Origin of the sequence: Agromyces sp. H17E-10 (assembly GCF_022919715.1) — a bacterium.
GTDB lineage: Bacteria > Actinomycetota > Actinomycetes > Actinomycetales > Microbacteriaceae > Agromyces.
The window spans coordinates 2,901,722-2,925,251 of sequence record NZ_CP095042.1; the positions used below are offsets into that span (position 1 = coordinate 2,901,722).

The 23,530-nt window shown below is 71.9% G+C and carries 15 protein-coding genes; 12 read left to right on the forward strand and 3 right to left on the reverse strand.

Annotation, left to right across the window (positions count from 1 at the left end; translation table 11 throughout):
- The first annotated feature begins 19 nt into the window (after window positions 1-19).
- The 4 genes from MUN74_RS13155 to MUN74_RS13170 all read left to right on the forward strand — a co-directional run bounded on the left by MUN74_RS13155 (window position 20) and on the right by MUN74_RS13170 (window position 4,139).
- Window positions 20-781, forward strand: coding sequence for a LamB/YcsF family protein (locus MUN74_RS13155; protein WP_244852776.1), 762 nt, complete (start codon window positions 20-22; stop codon window positions 779-781).
- Window positions 778-1,449 (forward strand): 5-oxoprolinase subunit B family protein, encoded by a 672-nt coding sequence (locus MUN74_RS13160; RefSeq protein WP_244852778.1) that lies wholly within the window; start codon window positions 778-780, stop codon window positions 1,447-1,449. The genes MUN74_RS13155 and MUN74_RS13160 overlap by 4 nt, the downstream gene beginning before the upstream one ends.
- Before the next feature lie 61 nt (window positions 1,450-1,510).
- Entirely contained in the window at window positions 1,511-2,374 is an 864-nt protein-coding gene (locus tag MUN74_RS13165) for a 5-oxoprolinase subunit C family protein (RefSeq protein WP_244852780.1), read from the forward strand.
- Between the two features lie 79 nt (window positions 2,375-2,453).
- Entirely contained in the window at window positions 2,454-4,139 is a 1,686-nt protein-coding gene (locus MUN74_RS13170) for a glycoside hydrolase family 10-like protein (RefSeq protein ID WP_244852782.1), read from the forward strand.
- Between the two features lie 124 nt (window positions 4,140-4,263).
- Here the strand turns inward: MUN74_RS13170 and MUN74_RS13175 are convergent, their stop codons facing one another.
- Together MUN74_RS13175 and MUN74_RS13180 are read right to left on the reverse strand one after the other, a co-directional pair.
- Window positions 4,264-5,133, reverse strand: coding sequence for a spermidine synthase (locus MUN74_RS13175; protein WP_244852784.1), 870 nt, complete (start codon window positions 5,131-5,133; stop codon window positions 4,264-4,266).
- A gap of 34 nt (window positions 5,134-5,167) precedes the next feature.
- Window positions 5,168-5,956: a spermidine synthase gene (locus MUN74_RS13180; protein ID WP_244852785.1), complete on the reverse strand. Its 789-nt coding sequence runs from the start codon at window positions 5,954-5,956 to the stop codon at window positions 5,168-5,170.
- A 114-nt stretch (window positions 5,957-6,070) separates the two neighbouring features.
- Between MUN74_RS13180 and MUN74_RS13185 the strand changes: the two genes are divergently transcribed.
- Entirely contained in the window at window positions 6,071-6,427 is a 357-nt protein-coding gene (locus MUN74_RS13185) for a group I truncated hemoglobin (RefSeq protein WP_244852787.1), read from the forward strand.
- A 29-nt stretch (window positions 6,428-6,456) separates the two neighbouring features.
- Here MUN74_RS13185 and MUN74_RS13190 read toward each other — a convergent pair whose 3' ends face one another.
- Window positions 6,457-9,132 carry a helix-turn-helix transcriptional regulator gene (locus tag MUN74_RS13190; protein ID WP_244852789.1) on the reverse strand — a complete coding sequence of 892 codons (2,676 nt, stop codon included), beginning with the start codon at window positions 9,130-9,132 and terminating at the stop codon, window positions 6,457-6,459.
- A gap of 230 nt (window positions 9,133-9,362) precedes the next feature.
- On the opposite strand from MUN74_RS13190, the gene MUN74_RS13195 reads away from it, so the two are divergent.
- The 7 genes from MUN74_RS13195 to MUN74_RS13225 all read left to right on the forward strand — a co-directional run bounded on the left by MUN74_RS13195 (window position 9,363) and on the right by MUN74_RS13225 (window position 23,527).
- The gene (locus MUN74_RS13195; protein ID WP_244852790.1) at window positions 9,363-9,770 is read left to right on the forward strand and encodes a hypothetical protein; all 408 of its coding nucleotides are present in this window, start codon (window positions 9,363-9,365) and stop codon (window positions 9,768-9,770) included.
- 1 nt (window position 9,771) lies between these two features.
- On the forward strand, window positions 9,772-10,173 hold the full coding sequence (locus MUN74_RS13200) for a hypothetical protein (protein ID WP_244852792.1): 402 nt from the start codon (window positions 9,772-9,774) through the stop codon (window positions 10,171-10,173).
- A 54-nt stretch (window positions 10,174-10,227) separates the two neighbouring features.
- Window positions 10,228-12,954 carry an Ig-like domain-containing protein gene (locus MUN74_RS13205; protein ID WP_244852794.1) on the forward strand — a complete coding sequence of 909 codons (2,727 nt, stop codon included), beginning with the start codon at window positions 10,228-10,230 and terminating at the stop codon, window positions 12,952-12,954.
- 275 nt (window positions 12,955-13,229) lie between these two features.
- Window positions 13,230-16,721: a DNA-directed RNA polymerase subunit beta gene (gene rpoB, locus MUN74_RS13210; RefSeq protein WP_244852795.1), complete on the forward strand. Its 3,492-nt coding sequence runs from the start codon at window positions 13,230-13,232 to the stop codon at window positions 16,719-16,721.
- A 41-nt stretch (window positions 16,722-16,762) separates the two neighbouring features.
- Entirely contained in the window at window positions 16,763-20,659 is a 3,897-nt protein-coding gene (rpoC, locus tag MUN74_RS13215) for a DNA-directed RNA polymerase subunit beta' (protein WP_244852797.1), read from the forward strand.
- 158 nt (window positions 20,660-20,817) lie between these two features.
- Entirely contained in the window at window positions 20,818-21,969 is a 1,152-nt protein-coding gene (locus MUN74_RS13220) for a hypothetical protein (protein WP_244852799.1), read from the forward strand.
- Window positions 21,970-22,144: 175 nt separating this feature from the next.
- A complete protein-coding gene (locus MUN74_RS13225; protein WP_244852801.1) occupies window positions 22,145-23,527 on the forward strand; it encodes an RDD family protein in 1,383 nt (460 codons plus the stop codon).
- The last annotated feature ends 3 nt before the right edge of the window (window positions 23,528-23,530 follow it).

Consider the following 23,530-nt stretch of genomic DNA (forward strand, 5'->3'; position numbering starts at 1 on the left):
GCGGCGGCAGAATGGGAGCATGCGGCCCGCGATCGATCTCAACAGCGACCTCGGCGAGTCGTTCGGCGCGTGGCACGTGGGCGACGACGCGGCGATGTTCGGACTCGTCTCGAGCGCGAACGTCGCGTGCGGGTTCCACGCCGGCGACCCGATGACGATGCTGTCGAGCGCACGCCGGGCCGCCGAGCACGGGGTCGCGCTCGGCGCCCACCCGGGCTACCGCGACCTCGCCGGCTTCGGCCGTCGGGCTCTCGACGCGACTCCGGCCGAGATCGCCGCCGAGCTCGTCGTGCAGCTCGGCGGGCTCGACGGCGCCGCCCGGGTGGCGGGCATCCGCGTGCGGTACGTCAAGGCGCACGGCGCCCTCTACCACCGCCTCGCCGTCGACGCCGCGGCCGCGCACGCCTTCGTCGAGGCGGTGGCCGCCTACGAGGCGTCGCTCGTCGTGCTCGGTCCGCCGGTGAGCGCCCTCGAACAGGCGGCGGATGCCTCGGGCGTCGTGTTCGCGCGGGAGGCCTTCGTCGACCGCGGCTACGCGGCCGACGGGTCGCTCACCCCGCGCGGCGAGCCGGGTGCGATCGTCGACGATCCGGCGGCGGCCGCCGACCGTGCGCTCGAACTCGTCGAGACCGGCGGCATCACGGCCGACGACGGCAGCCGCCTCGAGCTCGCCCCCGACTCGCTGTGCCTGCACGGCGACACCCCTGGTGCGGTCGCAATCGCCCGCGCGGTGCGCGCCGCGCTCGAGTCGGCCGGATGCCACGTCGAGGCGTTCGCGTGAACGTGCGCCTGCTGCCGAGCGGTGAGGCCGCGCTCCTCGTCGAGTGCGGCTCGCTCGACGAGGTGCTGGCGCTGCACGATGCGCTCGCCGCCGACCCGAGGCCCGGGCTCGTCGAGCTCGTGCCCGCCGCCCGCACGATCCTCGTCGCCGTCGACCCGGCGCGACTCCCGCTCGAGTCGGTCGCGACGTGGGTGCGCCGCGCCGCGGCCTCCGGGGGGCGGGCGGATGCGGCATCCGGACCCCGTCGTTCGACGACGCCGCCCGCCCGGGCCGGCGACGACGAACCGGAGCCCGCGATCGTGCGCGTCGTGTACGACGGTGTCGACCTCGCCGAGACCGCCGCCCTGCTCGGGTGCTCGACCGACGCCCTCGTCGAGTGCCACACCGCCGCCCGGTGGCGCGTCGCCTTCGGCGGCTTCGCGCCCGGGTTCGGCTACCTCGTGAGCGACGACTGGGCGTTCGAGGTGCCGCGGCTCGACGCCCCGCGCACCCGGGTTCCGGCGGGGGCGGTCGCGCTCGCCGGGGCGTTCGCCGGCGTGTATCCCCGCGAGAGCCCGGGCGGCTGGCGGCTCGTCGGCCGCACCGACGCCGACCTCTGGAACCCCGACCGGGCCGAGCCCGCACTGCTCGCGCCGGGACGTCGCGTGCGGTTCGAGGCGGTGCGCTGATGCGCCGGCTCGTGGTGGAGGCGGTTGTGAGATGCTGCACCGCTGTCGTGGAGGTGCCGTGATGCGCCGGCTCGTCGTCGAGGCTTCCGGACCCCTCGTGCTCGTCGAAGACCTCGGCCGACCCGGGTACGCCCGTCTCGGGGTCGCCGGGTCGGGCGCCCTCGACAGGGGTGCCGCACGTCTCGCGAACCGGCTCGTCGGCAATCCCGACTCGGCGGCGATCCTCGAGGTGCTCATGGGCGGCTTCCGTGCGCGCGTCGTCGGCGGTGACACGTGGCTCGCCGTCGCCGGCGCGTGGGGGCCGGTCACGGTCGACGGCCGCCCGGTCGCGCCGTACTCCGCGGTGCGCGCCGTCGACGGTGCCGTCGTCGAGCTCGGCCAGGCGCGGCGCGGGCTGCGCTACGTGCTCGCCGTGCGCGGCGGCATCGATGAGCCGCCCGTGCTCGGCTCCCGCTCGCGCGACACCCTCGCGGGCCTCGGACCCGACCCCGTGGCGGCGGGGCGCGAGCTCGCGATCGGCGCCGACCCCGCGGCATCCGTGCCCGTGCTCGACCAGGAGGCGGCGTTTGCGCCGCCGGCCGATGCGGTGACCATCGCGCTCGGGCCGGGGCCGCGGACCGACTGGTTCACCGACGCCGCGCGCGCCGCGCTGTTCGAGGTGCCGTGGCGCGTTTCGGAGCGGGCCGACCGGGTGGGGGTGCGCCTCGTCGGGCCGGCGCTCGAGCGGCGGGTGACGGGCGAACTCGCGAGCGAGGCGACCGTGCCGGGCTCGATCCAGGTGTCGGGCGACGGGCAGCCGACGATCCTCGGCGCCGACCGTCCGGTCACGGGCGGGTACCCGGTGATCGCGGTCGTCGCGCCGGACTCCCTCGACGCGGTGGCGCAGTTGCGGCCGGGGCAGGAGCTGCGGTTCCGGCACGCGTGAGCCGCTCGGAAAAAACTCTTCACAACCTCGCGCGAGTGTGGAAGTATCTTCCGAGTCAGACCGACTCGGAGGATCGAAGATGCCCCTCGCCCAGCCGCACGACCGCCACGACCGCCCGATCGACGCGGGGGCCGCACCGGATCTCGCACCGCCTGCCACGCCCGGCCTCGGCCGCCGCGGGTTCCTCACCCTCGCCGTCGCCGGGGTCGCCGCGTCGGCCTTCACCGTCACGGTGGGCTCGCTCGCCGCGCCCCCGGCGTTCGCGGCCGACACTGACGGGAGCACCGGTGCGCTCGCGGCGACCGGCCCCCGCAAGCGCGAGCTGCGCGCCATGTGGATCTCCTCGGTCGTCAACATCGACTGGCCGAGCCGCACAGGCCTCACCGCCGACGAGCAGCGCGCCGAGTTCCTGCACTGGCTCGACGTCGCCGAGGCGTTCAACCTCAACGCCGTGTTCGTGCAGGTCCGCCCGACGGCCGACGCGTTCTGGCCGAGTCCGCTCGAGCCGTGGTCGCAGTACCTCACGGGAGTGCAGGGGCAGGACCCGGGCTACGACCCGCTCGCCTTCATCGTCGCCGAGGCGCACGCCCGCAACCTCGAGCTGCACGCCTGGTACAACCCGTACCGCGTCTCGATGCAGGCCGACCCCGCGAAACTCGTGCCCGAGCACCCGGCGCGCGTGCACCCCGACTGGGTGTGGGCGTACGGCGGCAAGCTCTACTTCGACCCCGGACTCCCCGAGGCGCAGGAGCACATCCAGCGGGCCATCCTGCACTCGGTCGAGCACTACGACCTCGACGGCGTGCACTTCGACGACTACTTCTACCCGTATCCCGTCGTCGGGCAGACGATTCCCGATGCCGCGACGTTCGCCGCCCACGGCACCGGCTTCGACGACATCGCCGACTGGCGCCGGCACAACGTCGACACCTTCGTGAGCTCGATCTCCGAGCGCATCAAGGCGCTGAAGCCGTGGGTGAAGTTCGGCATCAGCCCGTTCGGCATCTGGCGCAACCGGGCCACCGACCCGCTCGGCTCCGACACGGGCGGCTCGCAGTCGTACGACCTGCAGTTCGCCGACACCCGCAAGTGGGTGCTCGAGGGCTGGCTCGACTACATCAACCCGCAGATCTACTGGCAGATCGGCCTCGCCGTCGCCGACTACGCGAAGCTCGTGCCGTGGTGGGCCGACGTCGCCGCGACGAGCGGCACCCACTTCTACGTGGGCGAGGCGCTCTACAAGGTGACCTCGGGCGTCTTCACCGACCCGGCCGAGCTCTCGAACCACTTGGCCTTCGACCGCGTGGTGAGCGAGCAGGGCGCTCCCGTGCACGGCAACGTCTACTTCTCGGCGAAGCACGTGCCGGCCGACCCGCAGGGCTCGATGTCGCGCGTGCTCGCCGACCACTACTCGCGCCCCGCGATCGTGCCCGCCATGGAGTGGCTGCCCGCGACCGACGTGCGCGTGCCCGTCATCGCCGACCCCGAGCGCACCACGGCCGGCATCGCCCTGCAGTGGTCCGACGCCGCACCGCGCGCGCGCCGCGCGACCTCGTTCGCGATCTACCGCGTCGAAGGCGCCGCTGCGGCGATCGACGTCGAGGACGCCGCGAACCTCGTGGCGACGGTGCGGGCCGTCTCGGGCGTCGTGCAGCGATGGGTGGATGCCTCGGCCGAGGCCGACCACGCGTACACGTACGCCGTGACCGCGCTCGACCGGGTCTGGAACGAGAGCGGCCCGAGCCGCGTGGCCGCGATCGGCTGAGGCACGGCGTCGCGCAGCGCGCCGCGCCGCGCCACGACGTCGGCGATCGCCAGAGCATCGGACGAACCACGCGGATTCGTCCGATCGGGCGGCGATCGCCGATCCTGTGGCGCAGCGCGCCGGGTCAGCCGCCCGGCTTCGCCAGGAAGATCGAGCGCGCCGGCGGCGGTGACGGCACGGCGGTCGCGTCGGTCACGACGGGCGCGCCCGCGATGAAGCGCCGGAGCTCCTCGCCCTCGACGAGCTTCGCGGGCGCGGGATCGCTCGCGAGCCGGCGGGGCAGCTGGTCGAACGGCAGCGGCAGGTCGGATGCGTACATGACGACGTTGCCGAACCGGCGCCCTTTGAGCATGCCCGTGTCGGCCGCGATCGCGACGTGCGCGAACACGTGCGACAGCGTCGCCGCCTGCGACCGTGCGAAGGCGAGGCCCGCGCCGTCGGCGACGTTCACCGCGACGATGCCGCCCGGCGCGAGACGCGGCACGACGAGCCCGTAGAACTCGGCGCTCGTCACGTGCGCGGGCGTGCGCGACCCCGAGAAGATGTCGACGATCACGAGGTCGACCGCGCCGTCGAGACCGCCCGGCAGTTTCGCGAGCACCTCGCGCGCATCACCGTGACGGATACGGAGTTGCGCGCCGCGCGGCAGCGGCAGGTGCTCGCGCACGAGGTCGACGAGCTCCGACTCGAGCTCGATCACCTGCTGGCGCGAGCCCGGCCGGGTCGCGACGACGTACCGCGGCAGGGTCAGCGCCCCGCCGCCGAGGTGCACGGCCGTGATCGGCGCACCCTCTGGGCGCACGAGGTCGACGGCGTGGCCGATGCGGCGCACGTACTCGAAGCCGAGCCACTCGGGCTTGTCGAGCTCGACGTGCGACTGGGGGGTGCCGTCGACGTAGAGCGTCCACGACCCGGGCGACTGGCGCGACTCCTCGAGACGGGCGAGGTGCCCGCTCACGGCGAGCCGGCGTTCGAGCGAGGGGTCGTTGGTCACGAGCCCACGCTACCCGCGGCAGCCGGGCAGCTGCTCAGCAGGCGCCCCACAGCACGAAGTCGAGGCGTTCGCCCTCCAGCACGGCCGCCGGGTGCGGCCCGTGGGCGGCGAGGCGCTCAGCGAGCCGGTCGGGCAGTCCGCGCGGTGCCGCGACGAGCACCGTGTTGCCCTCTTCGGCGCCCGACACGACGTTCGCGTCGCCCGCGACGAGCAGCTCCGCCGACGGGTCGGCCCGCGCCACCGCCCTCGCCTGCGCGCGCAGCCGGTCGAGGCCGGCGGCGTCGGCCACGTTCACGACGAGCAGGCCGCGATCGGCGAGCAGCCCGAGGCATCCGCCCATGAACTCGCGCGTCTCGACGAACGCCGGCGCCTCGAGCCGGTCGTAGAGGTCGACGACGACGAGGTCGAAGCGGGCAGCTGCCGGCTCGCGACCACGCGACTCGGCGAGCTGTTCGACCACGGCTGCCGCGTCGGCGACGCGCACCTCGATGTCGGCGCCTCGCGGCAGCGGCATCCGATCCTGCACGAGCCGGGCGAGCTCGCCGTCGAGCTCGACGACGACCTGGTGCGAGTCGGGCCGGCTCGCCGCGACGTAGCGGGGCAGCGTCATGGCGCCGCCGCCGAGGTGCAGCGCGCGCAGCGGCTCGCCCGGCAGGCCGACCGCGTCGATCACGTGGCCGATGCGGCGCACGTACTCGAAGAAGAGCCGGGTCGGGTCGGCCCGGTCGACGTGGGACTGGGCGACGTCGTCGACGAGCAGCGTGAACCCCGTCGACGAGAAGACGTCGGTCTCGAACTCGATGCGGCGGGGGCTCGCGGGCACGAGGGCATCGTCCCACGAACCGGGGGCGGAATGAGCAACGATTGCTCAGGCGCCGCCGCGCGGCATCCGCCATGCTGGGGTCGGACCTCGGATGAGACCCGATGAGGAGGACGGATGCACCCGATCTACGACGACCTCGGCGGCAGCGACGGAGTGCGCACGGCGGTGACGGTCATGTACCACCGCATCGGCGCCGACCCCGAGCTCGCGCCGTGGTTCGACGGCATCGACGTCGATCGCCTGCAGGCGCACCAGCGGGCGTTCCTCGCTGCGGCGTTCGGCGGGCCACAGGTGTTCACCGGCCGCTCGATCGGCGAGGCGCACCACGACCTCGCGATCACCGACGCGGCATTCGACCGCGTCGTCTCGTCGCTCATGACCGCGCTCGCCGACCTCGGCGTCGCGAAGGAGGCGGTCGGCACCGTCGGCGAGCGACTCGAGGGCATGCGCGCCGAGATCGTCACGGCGTAGGGCGGGGGCACGCGACCCGCGGCGGCGAGCTACAGCTGCAGCTCGCGCCGACCGCGGATGCCGAGTTTCGTGTACGTCGACTGCAGGTGGTTGTTCACCGTGCGCGGCGACAGGAACAGCCGCTGCGCGATCTCGTTCGAGCTCAGGCCCTGGGCAGCGAGCGATGCGATCTCCCGCTCGCGCGGGGTGAGCGGCTCGGAGCCGTCGGTGAAGGTGAGCAGCGGCGTGCGCGCGCCCTCGCAGGCGGCGGCGAGCGCAGCGGCGCGTTGCAGGTCGGCGGATGCCTCGCGCCCGCGTCCGTCGGATCGGGCGGCCTGTCCGGCCGACGCGAACGCCTCGGCCGCGAACAGCAGTGCGCCGAGGCGCTCCCACTCCTCGCCGAGTGCGCGGAGCACGACGGCGTCGCCGGAGGCCTCGGCCCGCGCGTGGCGGGCGCGGCGGGCGATCTCGGGTGCGTCGGTCAGGCGCTCGAGCGACTCGAGTCGGTCGGCCGCATGGGCGGCGTGGCTGCGCGACCCGAGCCGGGCGAGCGTGTGCAGGAACGAGGCGGCGACGTTGTTCGCGCCGCGCGGCAGCACCTGGTCGACCCGCGCCAGCAGGATCTCGGCGGCGCCGTCGACATCGCCGTCGGTGCGGGCGAGCCACGCGTCGGCGAGCGCGGTGAGCGTGTCTTCGCGGTCGTAGCCCGACTCGAACCGCTCGCGCAGGTCGCGAGCCCGCACGAGGTCGCCCTGCATGCAGGCGATCACGGTGAGGAACCCGAGCGACGGGCCGCGCAGCGACGCGGGGCCGCGCAGCTCGGCCCCGCTCAGGCTGTCGCGGAACCAGCGCGCGGCGGTGTCGAGCCGGCCCACCGCCCAGAACTGACGGCCCATGAGGAACTCCGCGTGCCGGGCGGTGAGTTCGTCGTCGTTGCGGATCGCGTCGTGCAGCATCTCGATCGTGACCCGGCGGGCGTCGTCGGAGCGATCGCTCTCGATGAGCGCGTATGCGTAGGGGATCTGCGCGCGTCGCTTCGGGATGTGCGCCCCGTCGCCCGACGCGTAGGCGAGGGCGGACTCGGCTTCGGCGACCGCCTCGGCCGAGCGCTGCATCTGCGAGAGCGGCATGGCCCGCCCGAGCGAGACGATCGCGCGCTCGACGGGACTGTCGCCGAGGTGGCCGCCTGCCTCGTCGACGAGCGCGAGCGCCTCGTTCGCGCGCAGCAGGTGCAGCACGAGCGTCGCCTTGCTGATGAGCAGCATGGGCAGCTGTTCGGGCAGGGCCCGGCCGATCTCCTCGAGCAGCCGGATGCCGCGCTCGCTGCCGAGGGGGTCGCCGCCGTAGATGTCGGCCCGCTTCGTGGCGATCGCGGCGAGCATGGCCGCCTCGGGCTCGTCGGCGTCGCGGGCGGAGCGCTCGGCGTTGTCGAGCGCGGTGAGCGCCTCGGGGCCACGGCCGAGCGACCACAGCAGTTCGGCGTGCAGCATGTGGGCCGAGGCATCCGTCGCGCCGGCACCGATCGCGGCGGCGGCGAGGCGCTCGGCGGTGCGGTGGTCGTGCGCGCGTCGCGCGAGGTCGGCCGAGCGGATGAGCAGATCGGGGTCGCTCGGGCGCCCGGCGTCGAGGCGCCACATCGCGATGCGCAGTTCGTCGACGACGGTCATGGGGCCGCGTTCGACGACGTCGGCCTGCTCGATGAGCAGCGAGATCGCGCGGATGCGGGGGAGCGACTCGCGGACCGCCCCCGCGTACTGCGGGTGGGCGAGGGTGATGGCGATGCCGTGGCCCGACTCGTCGACGCGGATCATGCCGCGCAGCTCGAGCTCGGCGAGCGCCTCGGGGGCGCCGGGGCGCACGAACTCGTCGATGCCGAGCGGCTCGCAGAGCGCGAGGCGTTCGATCGCGTCGCGCTCCTCGGGGCCGAGCCCGCGCAGTCGTGCCCGGATGAGGTCGCGCAGCGCGGGCGTGCCGACGGGGTCGCCCTCGAGCTGCCAGTGCTCGCCGGCCCGCACGAGGGTGCCCGTCTCGACGGCGCCGATCACGAGCTCGCGCAGGAACAACGGGTTGCCGTGCGAGGCGCGGTGCAGCTCGACCGCGTCGCGGTGGGCGATGGGGGCGCCGAGCACCGTCGCGACGAGCTCGGTGACCTCGTCGAGGTCGAGCGCGGGCACGTCGATGCGCACTGCGTCGGGCGACGACGCGATCGGCATGATGCCGTCGGGCACGGGCTCGCCCTCGGGGAGGGTCGCGATGAGCGTCAGCGAACCGGCGGCGACGAGCTGCGCGACGAGCGCGACCGAGACGCTGTCGGCCGACGAGAGGTCGTCGACCGCGATGACGACCCGCCGCCCGCCCGCGAGCTCGGCGATCGTCGCACTCGTCGCGCTGAACAGGGTCAGCTGGTCGGTCGCCCTCGGCAGCACGGGGTCGTCGACACCGCGCGCGATGGCGGGGGCGATCGTCGCGAACGGCACCGCCGAGAGCACCGGGTTGCCGCTCGCCGTGAGCACGAGCCATCCGGCCGCGTCGAGCGCTTCGCCGATCGCCTGCTGGATGCGGCTCTTGCCGACGCCCGACGGCCCGTACAGGAACACCGCGCGCGCCTGGCCGCCGAGGAGCGCCCCCGATCCCCGCGCCACCTGTGCGTCGCGGCCGACGAGCGGCCAAGGACCGTCGAGGTCGGGCTCGGGGCCGGCTTGCGCATCGGGATCGTTCAGGGCCATCGACGCCTTTCGCGTGATCGGGACGTCTCACTGTACGGCTCGGGATGCCGCGAGCGCAGTACCCCGCTCTGGGGGTCTCTGAGCAATCCCTGAGCAATCCCCGCGGCCTCGTGAGTAATGCCGCGCGCACCGAATGAGCAGGCGCTGCCCATCTGCCCGGCACCGCCGTCGCGGGAACCTCGTGTCATCACCGGGAACGACCCGGGGGAGTCACCCAGGACGGAACGATCATGAACCTCTTCAAGCAGTTCGGCGACATGGCCGAGATGGTGAAGGCCGCACCCGGCCTCATCGACCAGGCGAACCAGTTGCAGGCGCAGTCGGCCCAGTACCAGCAGGCCCAGTACCAGCAGGCCCAGGTCCGCCAGCAGATGGACGCCCAGGCCGTGCAGGCCGCGACCGCGGCCCCGCTGCCCGGCAACCTCGACCCGATCGCGGGCGTCGACCTCGACCGCTACGCGCGCATCTCCAAGGGCATCGCCGCCTACGGCTACGACGCGGCGAAGCTGCCGACCGTCGCCGCGATGTTCGGGGTGGATGCCTCGTCGTGGGCGATCGCCTCGGCCGGCTGGGCCTCGCGCATCCAGACCGACCGCGGGGTCGGCCGTCGCTTCAACGAGATCTACCAGGCGGTGTGACATGGGCTTCCTCAAGGACCTCACCACCCTCACCCGCCAGGGCTTCGAGATGCAGCAGCGCATGGACGTCGGCGCCACCATGGCGCAGGCCCAGGAGCAGATGGCGCAGGCGAGCCGCCTGATGGCCGCCTCGATGCCGGCGCCGACCGACGCCCGCCTCGAAGCGCAGCGCCTGCGCACGACGGCCACCGTGGTCGACGCCCGGCAGCTGCCGATGATGATCGGCATGAACTCGCTCGTCGAGCTCGACCTGCACGTGCTCATGCCGGGCGGCGTGCCGATGCCCGCGAGCCGCACCGAGCAGCTCGCACCCATCCACCTCGCCCGCGTCGCGCCCGGCGCGACCCTCGACGTGAGCCTCGTGCCGGGCCGGCCCGACACGCTCCGCGTCGAGTGGGCCTGACCCGCGTCGACGACGACCGATCCCGCAGTACGACTTCGAACCGAAAGAGCAGCCATGCGAAACCACGACCTTCCGAGCGGCGAGAGGCCGCGCCCCGGCGCCCGACTCGCCGGCCTCGCACTCGCCGCCGCGCTCGGCGTGGCGACGATGACCGCACCCGCCGTCGCCTTCGCCGACGACGCGAGCACCCCTGCCGCGGATGCCGCGGCGACGGCGCCCCTCGCCGAACCGAGTGACGGCGCGCCCGACGCGGCGAACGAGTCGCCCGAACCGGCCCCGGTCGAGGATGGCGCGGTCGAGGACTCCGCGGACGCCCCCGCCGATGCCGAGGCGGGCCTCGTCGAAGACGCGCCCGCGGAGGCGGCACCGGTCGACGAGGCACCCGCGGACGAGCCGCCGGCCGACGACACGACCGCCGGCGACTCGAGCGACACCGGCGACGCCGGCGACGCCGGCGCGAGCGACGACGCCACCGCGCCGGAGCCTCCGGCCGAGGCATCCGCACCCGTCGACGAGCCCTCGGGAGCGAAGGCGCCGGCGGCGAAGGCGCTCTCGGGCGGGCCGCAGGGCTTCGCACCCAACCAGGCGCCGATCGCCGTCGACGACCACTGGGAGATGGTCGAGGGCACGACGCTCACCGTCAACGCGCCCGGACTGAAGCGCAACGACTCCGACCCCGACGGCGACTACTTCACGCTCGACGAGTACGGCACGCCCGCGGTCGGCGTGTTCGAGATCACCGACGGGGTGGACCTGAGTTTCACCTACACGCCGCCGGCCGGCTTCTCTGGCACCGTCGCGTTCAGCTACCGGCTGCGCGACGACCACGGCGACGACGACCTCTACAGCAACTACGCCGACGTCGTGATCGACGTGCTGCCGGCGGGCAGCGACGCCGACCTCCCGCCCGTCGCCGCCGACGACACCTACCTCTACACGCCCGGCTCCCCGCTCTACATCGCCGACTATCAGGGGCTGCTGCAGAACGACGACCTCGACGCGCAGGCGGTGACCTCGCTCTCCCTCCCGTTCAGCGCGCAGCTCGGCAACGGCACCGTGCAGATCCTCGGCGACGGCGGCGGGTTCTTCGTCGATCCGGGCGACGCGCCCGGCCAGACCGTCAGCCTCACCTACCGCGTCTGCACGGCGAGCGGCTGCGACGACGCGACCCTCTGGATCTACCCTGCCGAGGACGGCGTCGAGCCATCGGGACCCGACGCGATCCCCGAGGCGCCGGTCGCCGCACCCGACTACTTCGGCGTCAAGCAGGACACCATGCTGTCGGTCAAGACTCCCGGCCTCCTCTTCAACGACACCGACTCCGAGCCCGGCGACGTGCTCGAGGTCGTGGTCGACGACAGCGGCCTCTCCGGCTCGCTCGCCTGGGCGGCGAACGGCGGCTTCGTCTACACCCCGCTGCCCGGTTACACCGGCACCGACGTCTTCCACTACCGGGCGAAGGACTCGCACGGCTACCTCTCGAAGTCGGTGAAGGTCGAGCTGCAGGTCGGCGACGGCTCGGTGAACCACCCGCCCGTCGCGCACGCCGACCACCTCGTCGCGACGGCCGGCCAGAAGCTCTACGTTCCCGCGCCCGGCGTGGTCGGCAACGACATCGACCCCGACGGCGACCCGCTCGTGTTCGACGGCACCGGCACGGCGCCCGCCGGCAAGTGGTGGTTCGGCGACAACGGCACCTTCATGTACACGCCCCCGGCCGGTTTCACGGGCGTCGACCGCGGTACCTACGCGGTCAGCGACCCGAAGGGCGGGCGAAGCGAATACGTCGAGATCACGATCGAGGTGCTGCCCGCAGGCCCCGTGCCGAACACCCCGCCGCTGGCGTTCGACGACCACTACGCCGTGGCTGCCGGACAGACGCTCACGGTGCCGGCCGCCACGGGTCCGCTCGCGAACGACCTCGACGCCGACGGCGACGCGATCGCCGTGTTCGAGCAGTGGGGCGCGGGCCACGGCACGGTGCAGCTCGACGCCGACGGCGCGCTCGTCTACACGCCCGACGCGGGCTACGCCGGCACCGACCACGTCGAGTATTCGGTGACCGACGGGGCGGGCGTGGCCGGTGCACGTATCTGGATCCACGTCGGCGACGGTGGAGCGCCGGTGTACGCGGTGGAGGACGCCTACCTCGTCACGGTCGACACCCCGCTCGAGGTCGCGGCACCGGGTGTGCTCGCGAACGACCTCGCACCCGCCGGGGCCGTGAAGGAGCTCGCCGCCGCCTGGACGCAGCCCGCGCACGGCACGGTGACGACCACGACCGACGGTTCGATCCGCTATGTGCCCGATGCCGGATACCTCGGCACCGACGAATTCCGCTACCTGTACCACGCGGGCGGCGAGTGGCAGTACCCGACCGTGCACCTGCTGGTCGTCCCCGCGGCCGAGCCCGGTACCGGTGAGCCCGGAACGCCGACCGACCCCGGCACGCCGACCGAGCCCGGCACGCCGACGCCCGGCACCCCGACCGAGCCCGGCACCCCGACGGAACCCGGCACCCCGACGGAGCCCGGCACGCCGACGGAGCCCGGCACGCCGACCGACCCCGGCACGCCCGAGGACGAGCCGGCCGCGACGCCGGCCCGCCCCGAGGACGTGGCCCCGGTCGCCGCGCCCGCCGCGGACGACGCCGACGACTCGGCGCTCGCCGACACCGGCGCCGACGTCCGAGGTGCCGCCGAGGCATCCGCGATCGCCGTCATGCTCGGGCTCGCGGCGCTCGCCGCAGCCCGCCTGCGCCGCCGCCGCAGCCACGACTGAGGCGCGAAGACCCCTCGTCCGCCCGGCACCCGAAGCCGGGCGGGCGAGGTTTATACCGGACATTCGCGAACAAATCAAGAATCTGGCTGGACTTGGCGCGTCGGATCACATATAGTTGACCTTTGCGCTCCCAGACCCACCATGCCTTCATATTGCGGTCGGCTTCCGGGCGAGTCGAGACCTTCCGGTCTCGGTCACTCGCTCGTGTCTGAGGGGTACTGAACTCTCCGCTACCGACAGTGAACCGGCCCGACGGGGCCATGGAGGTAATTCACTTGGCTGCTGCGCGCAACGCAACCACGCCCACTCCCAAGAACGGACGCGGTGCCAGCCGCCTCTCGTTCGCGAAGGTCACCGATACCCTCACGGTACCCGACCTGCTCGCACTCCAGACCGAGAGCTTCGACTGGCTCGTCGGCAACGACGCGTGGAAGGCACGCGTCGCCGAGGCCAAGTCGGCCGGTCGGCAGGACCTGCCCGAGACCACGGGCCTCGAGGAGATCTTCGAAGAGATCTCCCCGATCGAGGACCTCGGCGAGACCATGCAGCTCTCGTTCACGAACCCCGAGCTCGAGCCTCCGAAGTACACGATCGACGAGTGCAAGGAGAAGTCGAAGACCTACTCCGCACCGCTCTACGTGAACGCGGAGTTCATGAACCACCTCACGGGTGAGATCAAGACCCAGACGGTCTTCATGGGCGACTTCCCGCTCATGACCCCCAAGGGCACGTTCGTCATCAACGGCACCGAGCGCGTCGTCGTCTCGCAGCTCGTCCGTTCGCCCGGCGTCTACTTCGAGCGCACCCCCGAGAAGACCAGCGACAAGGACATCTACTCGGCCCGCGTCATCCCGAGCCGTGGTGCCTGGCTCGAGTTCGAGATCGACAAGCGCGACCAGGTCGGCGTGCGCATCGACCGCAAGCGCAAGCAGTCGGTCACGGTCTTCCTGAAGGCCCTCGGCCTCACCTCCGAGGAGATCCTCGAGGAGTTCGCCGGCTACGAGTCGATCGCCCTCACCCTCGAGAAGGACAACATCCTCACGAAGGAAGAGGCGCTCAAGGACATCTACCGCAAGCTGCGTCCGGGCGAGCAGGTCGCCGCCGAGGCCGCGCGTGCGCTCCTCGACAACTTCTACTTCAACCCGAAGCGCTACGACCTCGCCAAGGTCGGCCGGTACAAGATCAACAACAAGCTGGGTCTCGAGGCTCCCCTCACCGACTCGGTGCTGACGGTGCAGGACATCGTCGCCACGATCAAGTACCTCGTCGCCCTGCACGACGAGCGCACCACCCTGCCCGGCCGCCGCGCCGGCAAGGCGGTCGAGCTGCGCCTCGACGTCGACGACATCGACAACTTCGGCAACCGTCGCATCCGCGCGGTCGGCGAGCTCATCCAGAACCAGGTGCGCACCGGCCTCAGCCGCATGGAGCGCGTGGTTCGCGAGCGCATGACCACGCAGGACATCGAGGCGATCACCCCGCAGACCCTGATCAACGTGCGACCCGTCGTCGCCGCGATCAAGGAGTTCTTCGGCACCTCGCAGCTGTCGCAGTTCATGGACCAGAACAACCCGCTCGCGGGCCTGACCCACAAGCGTCGCCTCTCGGCGCTCGGCCCCGGCGGTCTCTCGCGCGACCGCGCGGGCGTCGAGGTCCGTGACGTCCACCCGTCGCACTACGGCCGCATGTGCCCGATCGAGACGCCTGAAGGCCCGAACATCGGCCTCATCGGCTCGCTCGCGTCGTTCGCCCGCATCAACTCGTTCGGCTTCATCGAGACCCCGTACCGCAAGGTCGAGGCCGGCAAGGTCACCGACAAGATCGACTACCTCACGGCGATGGAGGAGGACGACTACATCGTCGCCCAGGCGAACGCGCCGCTGAAGGCCGACGGCCACTTCGTGGAGGAGCGCGTGCTCGCCCGCAAGAAGGGCGGCGAGGTCGACCTGTTCCCGGCCGACGAGATCGGCTACATGGACGTCTCGCCGCGCCAGATGGTGTCGGTCGGCACGTCGCTCATCCCGTTCCTCGAGCACGACGACGCGAACCGCGCCCTCATGGGTGCGAACATGCAGCGTCAGGCGGTGCCGCTGCTCCGCAGCGACTCGCCGTACGTCGGCACGGGTATGGAGGGCTACGCCGCGATCGACGCCGGCGACGTCATCACCGCCGACAAGGCCGGTGTGGTCGCCGAGGTCTCGGCCGACTCGGTCACCGTGCAGCTCGACGAGGGCGGCACGCAGACCTACTTCCTGCGCAAGTTCGACCGCTCGAACCAGGGCACCTCGTACAACAACCGCGTCGTCGTCAACGCCGGTGAGCGCGTGGAGGCCGGCGAGGTCATCGCCGACGGCCCCGCCACCGACAACGGCGAGCTCGCGCTCGGCAAGAACCTGCTCGTCGCGTTCATGCCGTGGGAGGGCCACAACTTCGAGGACGCGATCATCCTCAGCCAGAACCTCGTGAAGGACGACGTGCTCTCGTCGATCCACATCGAGGAGTACGAGGTCGACGCGCGCGACACGAAGCTCGGCAAGGAGGAGATCACCCGTGACCTCCCCAACGTGAGCCCCGACCTGCTGGCCGACCTCGACGAGCGCGGCATCATCCGCATCGGCGCCGAGGTCCGCCCCGGCGACATCCTCGTCGGCAAGGTCACGCCGAAGGGCGAGACCGAGCTGTCGGCCGAAGAGCGACTGCTCCGCGCGATCTTCAACGAGAAGAGCCGCGAGGTCCGCGACACCTCGCTCAAGGTGCCCCACGGCGAGCAGGGCACGATCATCGCCGTCAAGGTGTTCGACGCGCAGGACGGCGACGACGAGCTCGGCTCGGGCGTCAACCAGCGCGTGGTCGTGTACATCGCCCAGAAGCGCAAGATCACCGAGGGCGACAAGCTCGCCGGCCGCCACGGCAACAAGGGCGTCATCTCGAAGATCCTGCCGGTCGAGGACATGCCGTTCCTCGCCGACGGCACCCCGGTCGACGTCATCCTCAACCCGCTCGGCATCCCCGGTCGAATGAACTTCGGCCAGGTCCTCGAGACCCACCTCGGCTGGGTCGCGAAGCAGGGCTGGAAGGTCGAGGGCAAGCCGGCGTGGGCCAAGCGCCTGCCCGAGGCCGCGCACGAGGCCGCTCCCGGCACCAAGGTCGCGACCCCGGTGTTCGACGGCGCCTTCGAGGAGGAGATCGCGGGTCTGCTCGACTCGACGCTCCCCAACCGCGACGGCGAGCGGCTCATCGACTCGAGCGGCAAGACGCAGCTCTTCGACGGCCGTTCGGGCGAGCCCTTCCCGTACCCGGTCTCGGTCGGTTACATGTACATCCTGAAGCTGCACCACCTCGTCGACGACAAGATCCACGCGCGCTCGACGGGCCCGTACTCGATGATCACCCAGCAGCCGCTCGGTGGTAAGGCGCAGTTCGGCGGCCAGCGATTCGGTGAGATGGAGGTCTGGGCGCTCCAGGCCTACGGCGCCGCGTACGCGCTGCAGGAGCTCCTCACGATCAAGTCCGACGACATCCTCGGCCGCGTCAAGGTCTACGAGGCGATCGTCAAGGGCGAGAACATCCAGGAGCCCGGCATCCCCGAGTCGTTCAAGGTGCTCATGAAGGAGATGCAGTCGCTCTGCCTGAACGTCGAGGTGCTCTCGGCCGACGGCACCGCGGTCTCGCTCCGCGACACCGATGACGAGGCCTTCCGCGCTGCGGAGGAGCTCGGCATCAACATCTCCGCGCGCTTCGAGTCGTCGAACATCGACGAGATCTGAACCGCCAGGTACGAAACGACTTCAGGAATCTAGGAGAGAAATTGCTCGACGCAACGACGTTCGATGAGCTTCGTATCGGCCTGGCCACCGCAGAGGACATCCGCAAGTGGTCCTACGGTGAGGTCAAGAAGCCCGAGACCATCAACTACCGCACGCTGAAGCCCGAGAAGGACGGGCTCTTCGGCGAGCAGATCTTCGGGCCCTCCCGCGACTGGGAGTGCGCCTGCGGCAAGTACAAGCGCGTGCGCTTCAAGGGCATCGTCTGCGAGCGATGCGGCGTGGAGGTCACCAAGAGCTCCGTCCGCCGCGAGCGGATGGGCCACATCGAGCTCGCCGCCCCGGTGACGCACATCTGGTACTTCAAGGGCGTGCCCTCGCGCCTCGGGTACCTGCTCGACATGGCGCCGAAGGACCTCGAGAAGGTCATCTACTTCGCCGCCTACATGGTGATCGACGTCGACGACGAGGGTCGTCACGCCGACATGCCCGGCCTCGAGAACGAGCTCCGGCTCGAGATCAAGACCATCGGCGACCAGCGCGATGCCCGCATCGCGACGCTCATGGCCCGCAAGGAGGAGGAGCTCGCAGCTCTCGAGGCCGAGGGCGCCAAGAGCGACCAGCGCAAGCGCGCCGAGGCCGCCGCCGACAAGGAGATGACCCAGGTCCGCAAGTCGGGCGACGAGCAGATCGCGCACCTCGAGCGCGTGTGGGAGGACTTCCGCACCCTCAAGGTCGGCGACCTCAAGCCCGAGGACTCGGTCTTCCACGAGCTCCAGGACCGCTTCGGCATGTACTTCGACGCCTACATGGGCGCCGAGGCCATCAAGAAGCGTCTCGAGACCTTCGACCTGGCCGCCGAGGCGGAGGACCTGCACCTGCAGATCGCCGAGGGCAAGGGCCAGAAGAAGATCCGCGCGATCAAGCGCCTGCGCGTCGTCAACTCGTTCCTCGCGACGGGCACCTCGCCCGCCGCGATGGTGCTCGACGTCGTGCCGGTGATCCCGCCCGAGCTGCGCCCGATGGTGCAGCTCGACGGCGGCCGCTTCGCGACGAGCGACCTCAACGACCTCTACCGTCGTGTGATCAACCGCAACAACCGTCTGCGCCGGCTCCTCGACCTCGGTGCCCCCGAGATCATCGTCAACAACGAGAAGCGGATGCTGCAGGAGGCCGTCGACGCGCTGTTCGACAACGGCCGCCGCGGCCGTCCGGTCACGGGTACCGGCAACCGCGCCCTCAAGTCCCTGAGCGACATGCTCAAGGGCAAGCAGGGTCGCTTCCGCCAGAACCTGCTCGGCAAGCGCGTCGACTACTCGGGCCGTTCGGTCATCGTCGTCGGCCCGCAGCTGAAGCTGCACCAGTGCGGTCTGCCCAAGCAGATGGCGCTCGAGCTCTTCAAGCCGTTCGTGATCAAGCGCCTCATCGACCTGAGCCACGCCCAGAACATCAAGGCGGCCAAGCGCATGGTCGAGCGCTCGAACCCGCACGTGTGGGACGTGCTCGAGGAGATCATCCGCGAGCGCCCCGTGCTGCTGAACCGTGCGCCCACCCTGCACCGTCTCGGCATCCAGGCGTTCGAGCCGCAGCTCGTCGAGGGCAAGGCCATCCAGCTCCACCCGCTCGTCTGCGCCGCGTTCAACGCGGACTTCGACGGCGACCAGATGGCCGTCCACCTGCCGCTGTCGGTCGAGGCCCAGGCCGAGGCCCGCATCCTGATGCTCGCCTCGAACAACATCCTGAAGCCGTCGGACGGCCGTCCGGTGACCCTGCCCTCGCAGGACATGATCATCGGCCTGCACCACCTGACGACCGAGAAGCCCGGCGGCGCCGGCGAGGGCCGCGCGTTCTCGTCGATCGCCGAGGCGATCCTCGCGTTCGACCAGAACCGTCCGGGTGCGCACGAGCTCGACCTCGGTGCGAAGGTGAAGATCCGTCTCGACGGCCTCCACTTCGCCGAGGGCGACGAGCCCGAGGGCTTCGAGTCGGGCAAGCCGTTCCTCATGGAGACGACCCTCGGTCGCGCCCTCTTCAACGAGGCGCTCCCGGTGGACTACCCGTTCTTCAACCGCCAGGCCGGCAAGGGCCAGATCTCGGAGATCGTCAACGACCTCGCCGAGCGCTACCCGAAGACCGAGGTGGCCGCGACCCTCGACCGCATCAAGGACGCCGGCTTCCGCTGGGCGACCCGTTCGGGCGTCACCGTCGCGCTCTCCGACATCATCACGCCCCCCTCGAAGGGCGAGATCGTCGCGAAGTACGAGAAGCAGGCCGCCAAGGTGCAGTCGCAGTTCGAGAAGGGTCTCACGACCGACCTCGAGCGTCGTCAGGAGCTCATCCAGATCTGGACCAAGGCCACCGACGAGGTCGCCAAGGCCATGCAGGAGAACTTCCCGACCGACAACACCATCAACCGCATGGTCACGTCGGGTGCTCGTGGTAACTGGCTGCAGGTGCGCAACATCGCCGGCATGCGAGGCCTCGTGAACAACCCGAAGGGTGAGATCATCCCTCGCCCGATCATCTCGAGCTACCGCGAGGGCCTCTCGGTCGCCGAGTACTTCATCGCGACGCACGGTGCCCGCAAGGGTCTGGCCGACACGGCCCTCCGTACGGCCGACTCGGGTTACCTCACGCGTCGTCTCGTCGACGTCTCGCAGGATGTCATCATCCGCGAGGACGACTGCGGCACGACCAAGGGCCTCGAGCTCCCGATCGCGACGGTGGATGCCTCGGGCGAGCTCGTCCGCGACCCCAACGTCGAGAACTCGGTGTTCGCCCGGTCGCTCGCGGCCGACGCGGTCAACGCCAAGGGCGAGGTCGTGGCCGAGGCCGGCAGCGACGTCGGCGACGTGCTCATCAACGAGCTCATCGCCGCCGGTGTCGAGTCGATCCGGGTCCGCTCGGTCCTCACCTGCGAGTCGGGCGTCGGCGTCTGCGCGAAGTGCTACGGCCGTTCGCTCGCGACCGGCAAGCTCGTCGACATCGGCGAGGCCGTCGGCATCATCGCGGCCCAGTCGATCGGCGAGCCCGGCACGCAGCTCACGATGCGTACCTTCCACACCGGTGGTTCGGCCTCGGCCGACGACATCACGCAGGGTCTTCCCCGCGTGCAGGAGCTCTTCGAGGCCCGTACCCCCAAGGGTGCGTCGCCCATCGTCGAGGCCCCCGGTCGCATCACGATCGACGAGACCGACAAGCAGCGCAAGGTCATCCTCACGCCCGACAACGGCGACGAGCCGATCACGTACAACGTGCTCAAGCGTTCGACGCTGCTCGTCGAGGACGGCCAGCACGTCGAGCTCGGCCAGCAGCTGATCGTCGGCACCGTCGACCCGAAGGAGGTCCTCCGGGTCAAGGGCGTCCGCGAGGTGCAGAAGCACCTCGTGAACGGCGTCCAGGACGTGTACCGCTCGCAGGGTGTGCCGATCCACGACAAGCACATCGAGGTCATCGTGCGCCAGATGCTGCGCAAGGTCACCGTCGTCGACCACGGCGACACCGACCTGCTGCCCGGTGAGCTCGTCGACCGGATGAAGTACAACGAGATCAACCGCGCGTCGCTGACCGAGGGCAAGAAGACGGCCTCGGCCCGTCAGGAGGTCATGGGTATCACCAAGGCCTCGCTGGCGACCGAGTCGTGGCTGTCGGCCGCGTCCTTCCAGGAGACGACCCGCGTGCTCACGCAGGCCGCCATGGAGGGCAAGAGCGACCCGCTGGTCGGCCTCAAGGAGAACGTGATCATCGGAAAGCTGATCCCGGCCGGTACCGGTCTCGGCAAGTACCGGAACGTCGCGGTCGAGGCCACCGAGGAGGCGAAGGCGGAGCGCTACCCGAACCGCATCTTCACCGACGACGCGGCCTTCAGCGAGGGCGACCTCAGCTTCGTCGACTTCGACGCGTTCTCGAGCGACGACTTCACGCCCGGCAACTACAGCTGAACGTGAAGCGCTGAAACGAAGGGCCCCGGAGCGATCCGGGGCCCTTCGTCGTACCCGCGGGGCTCACCGAGTTCCGCGCGGCATACCTGCCCGGGCGAGTGGCCGTTGCTACAGTGGCCCCACCGCGGGGTACGAGGGTGCCCGGAAGGAGCGCGATCATGAGCAGCACGACGCCCGGATCCGAGCCGCTCGACGGCGACGCCGTGCCCGAGCCCGAGACGACCGACGTTCCTCCCACGCCCACGGCACCCGATGACACCGCCGACGTGGCCATCGACGAGTCCGCCGACGTGGCCACCGACGCGCCCGCACCGGGCGACGACGAGGTCGTCTCCTCGGTGGAGTCGAGCGAGGTCGCCCCGCCCAGCCCCGCCGCGGCGGCGCCTGCCGAGGCGGCGCCCGCCGCGGAGGCTCCGGCCCCCGAACAGCCCGCCGAGGATGCCGCGCCCGCCGCCGCCCTCGAGGAGCCCGCGCCGGCCGACCCGGCCGACACGAGCGCGCTCGACGCCGCCGTGCTCCGGGCGAACGCCGGCCACGAGGCATCCGAGCCCGAGCTGCAGGCTGCAGCCGCGGCGGCCGCCGACGCCGAGCCCGACGGGGTCGACGACGCCGATACCGCCGTGCCGCCGGTCGCGGCGGGGTCGGTGCGGCGCGAGACCTACGTGCCCCCGTCGACGGCTGCGACGGCCGGCGCCGTCGGAGCGGCGACGCTCGCGCCCGAGCCGGCCGAGGCGTACGCGCCGCCCGCGCAGACGGTCTACGTGCAGGCGCCGAACCCGCCGCGGCCGAAGGGCAATCGCGCGTTCGGCGTGCTCGTCGCGCTCATCGGCACCGCACTGTTCGCCCTGCTCTACGCGGGCATCGCCTACCTGCTGCTGCTCTCCCAGGCGAGTGCCGACGCCGTCAACGAGGTGTACGTCGAGCGGTTCCTCACGAAGCCGGTCTACTCCGTGCCGATCGTGGCGTTCTTCGTCGGGTTCGCGGTGCTCGCGGCGATCGTGAACCGCGGTCGATGGTGGGCGTACGTCGTGTTCGGCGTGCTCGTGGGCGCGCTCGTGTACTTCTCCTACATCGCCGGCGCCCTGCTGACGGTGGAGGCGTGGACGCTCACCTTCGACCAGGCGACCTCGTTCATCTCGCAGCGCTGGCTCGACCCGTTCGCGATCGTCGCGGCCGTGGTCGCCCGCGAGATCCCGATCTGGCTCGGCGGCTGGATCGCCGCGCGGGGTCGTGTCGTCACCGAACGCAACCGCGAGGCCCTCGAGGCGTACGACCGCGAGCTCGCCGCAGGACCGCAGGCGCGCGGCTGACGACCCCGCCGACGACCTCGGTGCGCCCGCCTGTGCAGAACGGGCGGGCGCGGCCCGCACCGCCGGGTACGCTCGAAGACCGGGGATGGTGACCCCTCCCCATCGACAGCGCGCCCGCCATCGGGTTGGGTAGCAGCTCGGACCGCCCTGCCACCCTGCCGACCCGAGGAGCCACGTGAGCGTCACGATGCACATCGACGACGAGCCGACGCCCGGGCTCCGTCCCGACGGCCGACCCGACCCGGCCTATGCCGCGGCGCTCGGGCTCGTGCCGGCGCCGCTCGGCCGCCGCTCGGCCGCGTTCACGCTCGACGCCGCCATCTGGGTGCTGCTCGCCACGCCGACCGTGATCGGCATGGTCCTGCTCGCGGGCGAGGTCGCCGCGGCCGGCGGCGACCCGGCGAAGGCCGTCGGCGCGGCCGCCGGGCCGCTCATCGCGATCGCGGTCGGGCAGGTGCTCACCCTCGTCTTCGGGCTCGTGCAGCTCGCGCTGCACGGCCGCCGCGGCGTGACCGTCGGCAAGGCCGCCGCCGGCATCCGCTCGGTGAGCGTGCGCGACTTCGGGCCCGCCGGATTCTGGCGCATCGCGCTGCGCGCGCTCGTGCTCTGGGGCAGCGAGATCGTGCTGCCCCTCATCGGGCCGGCGATCATGTTCTCGTCGTCCTCGTGGGATCCCGAGCGCCGCAGCCGTTCGTGGCTCGATCGGGTGGGCGGATGCTACGCGGTCGACGCCCGGCACGGGCTCGACCCGTTCGATGCCAAGGCCATGCGTCACGCACGGCGCGTCGTCGCGGCCGGGCCCGCCGTCGAGGCCGTGCGGCTGCCGTCGCTCGCGAGCGACCGGCCGCCCGGCGAGGAGTTCCGCATCCCCGCCGAACGCTCGAGCTCGGGCGTGGTGTCGCCCGGCGCACCCGGCCCGGGGGAGTGGACGCCGCCGCCCATCGGGGCACGGGCCCAGGCGCCGGTATCGCCCGCTTCGCAGGTCGGAGCGGTCGGAGCGGTCGGAGGAGCGTCCCCCGCACCGATCGTGCCGGCGGGCCCCATGGCGCCCGCACCCTCATCGATTCCGCAGGCCGCACCTCGATCGCCCTCCGGCCCGCCGCCCGGGCTCCTGCCGCCGGCCGCGCCCGCGGCCCCGGTCGCAGGTCCGCCCGTGGTGCCGGCGACGCACGCTTCTCCCGCTGCGCACGTGCCACCGCCCGCGCCGGTGCACGCCGCACCGGCCCGCATCGTGCTCCGGTTCGACGACGGCACCGCGGTCGCGGCATCCGAGTTCGGTCTGCTCGGCCGCGCCCCCGAGGCCGCAGCGGGCACGCCCGCCCAGCTCGTACCGGTCGCCGACCCGTCGAAGCGCATCTCGAAGGTGCACGCCGAGTTCGGCACGAACGCGGCCGGTTTCTGGATCGCCGACCGCGGGTCGACGAACGGCACCGAGGTGCGGCTCCCCGGCGAGGGGGCGCGCACGCTCCCCGCCGGGGTCCGCACTCCGCTGCCGGTCGGCGCCGTCGTGGTGGTCGGCGGCCGAAGCTTCACCATCACGAGCGAGCCCGGAAGGTAAGGC